Source organism: Accumulibacter sp., from assembly GCF_016789985.1.
GTDB lineage: Bacteria > Pseudomonadota > Gammaproteobacteria > Burkholderiales > Rhodocyclaceae > Accumulibacter.
The window spans coordinates 1-4,537 of the sequence record NZ_JAEUOL010000095.1 but is presented as its reverse complement, the minus strand read 5'-3'; the positions used below and the strand labels follow the sequence as shown (position 1 = coordinate 4,537).

At 63.4% G+C, this 4,537-nt stretch carries 4 protein-coding genes and 1 pseudogene; 4 read left to right on the top strand and 1 reads right to left on the bottom strand.

Features of this window, described 5'->3' with window-relative positions; all coding sequences use genetic code 11:
- Window positions 1–296: 296 nt before the first annotated feature.
- Complete coding sequence (locus tag JNK99_RS05750) at window positions 297–656, bottom strand: thioredoxin family protein (protein WP_291849941.1); 360 nt, start codon at window positions 654–656, stop codon at window positions 297–299.
- 424 nt (window positions 657–1,080) lie between these two features.
- On the opposite strand from JNK99_RS05750, the gene JNK99_RS05745 reads away from it, so the two are divergent.
- The 4 genes and pseudogenes from JNK99_RS05745 to JNK99_RS05730 all read left to right on the top strand — a co-directional run.
- Window positions 1,081–1,617: an Hsp20/alpha crystallin family protein gene (locus JNK99_RS05745; protein ID WP_291849939.1), complete on the top strand. Its 537-nt coding sequence runs from the start codon at window positions 1,081–1,083 to the stop codon at window positions 1,615–1,617.
- An 86-nt stretch (window positions 1,618–1,703) separates the two neighbouring features.
- On the top strand, window positions 1,704–2,000 hold the full coding sequence (locus JNK99_RS05740) for a cytochrome c (protein ID WP_291849936.1): 297 nt from the start codon (window positions 1,704–1,706) through the stop codon (window positions 1,998–2,000).
- A 162-nt stretch (window positions 2,001–2,162) separates the two neighbouring features.
- On the top strand, window positions 2,163–3,005 hold the full coding sequence (locus JNK99_RS05735) for a caspase family protein (protein WP_291849933.1): 843 nt from the start codon (window positions 2,163–2,165) through the stop codon (window positions 3,003–3,005).
- 123 nt (window positions 3,006–3,128) lie between these two features.
- A pseudogene (locus JNK99_RS05730) lies at window positions 3,129–4,537 on the top strand (hypothetical protein); the annotation flags it as partial.

Sequence of the window (4,537 nt, the reverse complement as noted above, 5' to 3'; positions counted from 1 at the left end):
AAGGCGCCATCAACCGCTCTGACCAGCGCCTTTCGCTCAAACTCCATCTCACCCATCGGGTGACCCTCCCTCTTGGCCCCAAACCCTCATCAATGCTCAGTTTGCACCAATGCTGGGAGGTTCAACTGAGGAAAATAGGATAATGCAGGCTGGGCAGCAGGGCGGCCAGCAGGACGATCAGGCAGGCGAGAGCGGGGCGACTCACCTGGTCTCCAGCGAAGGGTGGTCGAAGAATTTCCTGATTGAACGCGATCCGCCGGTGCGGGCGGCGGCCGATGTTCGCCGCCGGCTTGCCGTCAGGCGGTATGTCGAGCGCAGGGCTGGTCGGCGGTCGTCACGAGTTGCGCCAGCGCCCGTTCAATGTCGCCGGCACCGGATGGGCGAACGAGCCGCAACACTTCCTTCCCCTGGCGAAGGAAGATCAACGTCGGCCAGAGTTTGACCGCGAACGAACGGCCGAGCCGGCGACCGCGGCCATCTTCGACCCGAATATGATGCACACCCGGATGGGTGCGCAATGCCGTTTCGAGCAGTTTTTCGGCAGCCACGCAGTGACCGCACCAAGGCGCGCCGAACTCGAGCAGCAAGGCGCCCTCGCAAGCGTCGATCTCGGCGCGCGATGGTTCGTTTGCGGCATAAGCCTTGTCAAGACCCATGTTCTCTCCGTGATGGGTGGACTCCCTTTGCGGCAGGAAAGGGCTCGTTGGCAAGGATAGCGCATTGCAGGGATGCCTGCTCTGCTTTGCCGAGGCCAGTTGGCGATTCGGCCGGCCCGGATAGAAGCAAGCATCCAAGTCCCGTCAGCCGTTGCCTGTCGGGAAGGCAGAAGGGGCAACGTGTCCTCGCCGAGCGGTTGCGACCGCCGATCGGTAGCCCGGGAATGGGACTTGATTCCTGCCGGGCAGGTACTATCTTGAAGCTACGGCTGCGGAACGTCGGGTGGCTGACCGAAGTCGCTACGACGTTGTCCGCTGGTGTGCCTGAATCGCCTCGGAGTTTCACCGCGAGGTCGATAGCGGATCGTCGTGCGCGTCGAACGAGCGGGGGAGTGATGGGGCAATATTGAGCAAGGAGATTGCCATGACAGAGCATGAAGAGAAGTCGGAAGCGAAAGAACAACCCGGCGGCAAGGCTGTCGCGAGGCAGAGCGGGGTCGTTTCGCCATTCAGAGGCATGGAGGAACGTTTCGAAAGGATGGAGCGTTTCATGGATCGCATGGCGGACGGTCTGCTTTCCCGACGCTGGATGAGACCGTTCGAGCGCGAATGGCCGGCCTGGTTTGAGGGGGGCGATTTGCGCGCACCGGCGGTCGACCTGATCGACCGGGAGAATGAAATTCTGCTGCGTGCCGAGTTGCCGGGGGTCAGGAAGGAGGATATTTCCATCTCGGTGACCGCTGATTCGATTACCATCGGGGCGCAGAGCAGGCAGGAGCAGGCAGACGAAAAGGGCGATTACCGGCGGCGCGAAATCAGTTCCAGCGCCTTTTCGCGTTCGATGAGCCTGCCGGCCGAGGTCGATTCTGATGCGGCAAAAGCGGCGTTCAAGGACGGGGTTCTGGAAGTCACCCTGCCCAAGAAGACTGCCGCCAAGGGCAAGATGGTTCCGATCGAGTAGGGTGAGTAGGTCGTTTCGGGCCGTGCCGGCTGCGCGGTCAATGCGCGAAATGGGAGCAAAACAACGCCGAGTTGATGGGAAGAGAGATGCTACCTGGACTGATTTTTGTCGCGTTACTGCTGAGCACCGGCCGCTTGGCCGGCGCCACCGAGGCGATCCCTGTAGCCACGCGTGGAGAGCTGTTGTACTCGACGCATTGCATCGCGTGCCACAATCGCGAGGTTCATTGGCGTGACCGGCGGCTGGTGACCGACGGGAAGAGCCTGCGGTCGGAGGTGCGCCGCTGGCAGCAAATGGCGAATCTGGGATGGAGTGAGGACGAAATCGAGGACGTTGCACGCTATCTGCGGGGTGCCGAGTATCGGCAAGTGGTCTGGGAGTGAGGGCGACTGCCGATCCGTTGCAATCTCCGGGTGTGCCTGCCGGCTCCCGGGCGCATGCCGGGGGAGCGGGATGACGATGCACGCAAGGTTTGTTATTGCGCTGTGACTTGCTAGACTGAGGATCGCAATTCCCGATAAATCATCAGCTCTCAGGAGGCAGCCATGAACAAGCGCGCACTTTGCATCGGCGTCAACAACTATCCCGGTACCCATATGGATCTGAGCGGCTGTGTGAACGACGCCAACGACTGGGCGGCGGAGTTGGATACGCGCGGCTTCGCGGTCAACAAGCTGATCGACACGCAGGCGACCAAGACGGCAATGGTCAGCGGCATCCAGTCGCTGATCGGTTCGGCGACCAGCGGCGATGTGGTGGTGATCACCTTTTCCGGACACGGGACCTATGTGCCGGACAGCAACGGCGATGAGGTCGACGGTCTCGACGAAGCGCTTTGCCCGTACGATCTGCAGACCGGTGGTGGGGCATTGATCGACGACGAGATCAACACTCTGTTCAGCGCGCGCAAAGCCGGCGTGCGGCTGGTGCTCATTTCCGACAGTTGTCACTCGGGGACGGTGACGCGCGCGGCCGCCGCCGATCCGGACGCGGAGGACGCGCCGCGTCCGCGTTTCATGCCGATGGGCAACTGGCTGCCGGCCGATCAGTTGCCGCGCGGCTTCAGCGGTCAGCCGCTGACCACGATGCAGGTCACTTCCGGCCTGTCGCCGTTTGCCGGCGCGTTGTCACGCATGGCGGGCGACCTGCTCTTGGCGGGATGCAAGGAAGGCCCGAACAACTTCAGTTACGACGCCAAAATCGGTGGCCGTCCCTGTGGCGCTTTCACCTATTACGCGCTCAAGGTGCTGCGGACGCTGCCCGCTGGCGCGACCTATGCTGACTGGCATGCTAGGCTCACCCCGGCCTGCCTGCCGTCGGCATCGTATCCGCAGACTCCACAGATCTTCGGCAACGCGGATGCCCGCAAACGCAAGATCTTCACCTGATCAGGGCCGCAGCAAGAGCGCAGTGCTGCCGCCATTCCGGGGGAGGCGGTAGCGACCTGCTTGCCCACTTGATCAGACCGGCTGGCGAGTGCAGCATGAGCAGCCAGTGACGAGGAGACCACGATGCCGAAAACGACGATTCTTCATCTGACCGCCAACCAGAAAGTCCAGGCAGTCCTGCCCGCACTATTGCAACCCGCGTGGCGGGCGGCCGGTGAGGACGAGGATCCGTTCCTGCCGGCTGCCTACCTGCAGACCAGGGCCTGCTTCGAGGTCGGTGCAGCCGTTCGTGGCGCAGCAGCAGTGGTGCAGCAGTATGCCGCGCAGGCCGACGAGGTGTTGGTCATCGAGTTGGCGGACGGTGGTGTGCTGATCACCAGCGCCAGCCGACTGAAGTCATCACTCGAACGCAGTCGGCCGGCGCTGATCGGTAGCCAGGGCGAGATCCTGTTCGACCAGTTGTGCAGTGCCGGTGCCACGTCGCGTGGCGTCATTGGTGAGGCGGTCGGCGGCCTGATCAGCCGGGTGTTTGCCCTGGCCGTGGGTGTGAGCAGCGATCCGATCATCGAGGCAGCCAGGAAGAAACTCGGCGAGTGGACGCAAGGCAAGCTCGCCGAGGTGGCTGATCTGGGCGTTTCCTGGCTGGGCAGCAAGGCCCTGATGTGGGCGATCGAGCAGCGTCTCGATCGTCAGCCCGGCATCTACTGCTGGCAGGGCAGAGCGGGCCTGGTGACCTCGGGGGTGTCTGACGACGACGCCAGGCAGAGGGCGCGGCACCAGTTGGCTGCTGCCGCTACCGGACAGTTGCCGGTGCTGGTCTTCGTGCATGGGACAGGATCGAGCACGCTCGGCAGCTTCGGTGATCTGCAGCTCGACGAGCACGATGCGTGGAGCGCACTCGAGCGGCATTTCACCGGCGGCATCTACGCATTCGAGCACCGTACGCTGTCCGAGAGCCCGATCGAGAATGCCCGGCAGTTGCTTGCCGACCTGCCGGCCGGCCTGCGGCTCAGCCTGGTCTCGCATTCGCGCGGCGGCCTGGTTGCCGACCTTCTGTGCCTCGACAACTTCGATCCTCTGATCGAGCGGTATCGGTCGGATCTGCCGGAGCCGGACGATGCCGAAGCCGGGGCGACCAGAGTGATTGTCGAACAGCTCAAGCCGGCACATGCCGAACAGCGGCTGCAGTTGCAGCAATTGGCCGGCGAACTGAGAGCCAGGCAGTTGGTGGTGCAGCGCTACGTACGGGTGGCGAGCCCGGCACAGGGAACGCGGCTGGCGAGCGGAAATCTCGATCTGTTTCTTTCCGGACTGCTCACGCTGATCGGACAGGTGCCGTTCTTTTTCGGCAACCCCGTTTATTCGGCTTTCAAACGGGTGGTGCTGGAGATCGCACACCGGCGCACCGATGCCCACCTGGTCCCGGGTATCGAGGCGATGCTGCCCGAGTCGCCGCTGGCTCGCCTGCTGCGCGATTCGCCGGTGCGCCCCGGGATCGAGATGGCGGTCATCGCCGGTGACATCGAAGGCGG

What these genes read in the sequence shown, in the direction of transcription:
- JNK99_RS05750 (WP_291849941.1), bottom strand. Translation starts at nt 656, where the DNA reads ATGGGTCTTGACAAGGCTTATGCCGCAAACGAACCATCGCGCGCCGAG.
- JNK99_RS05745 (WP_291849939.1), top strand. Translation starts at nt 1,081, where the DNA reads ATGACAGAGCATGAAGAGAAGTCGGAAGCGAAAGAACAACCCGGCGGC.
- JNK99_RS05740 (WP_291849936.1), top strand. Translation starts at nt 1,704, where the DNA reads ATGCTACCTGGACTGATTTTTGTCGCGTTACTGCTGAGCACCGGCCGC.
- JNK99_RS05735 (WP_291849933.1), top strand. Translation starts at nt 2,163, where the DNA reads ATGAACAAGCGCGCACTTTGCATCGGCGTCAACAACTATCCCGGTACC.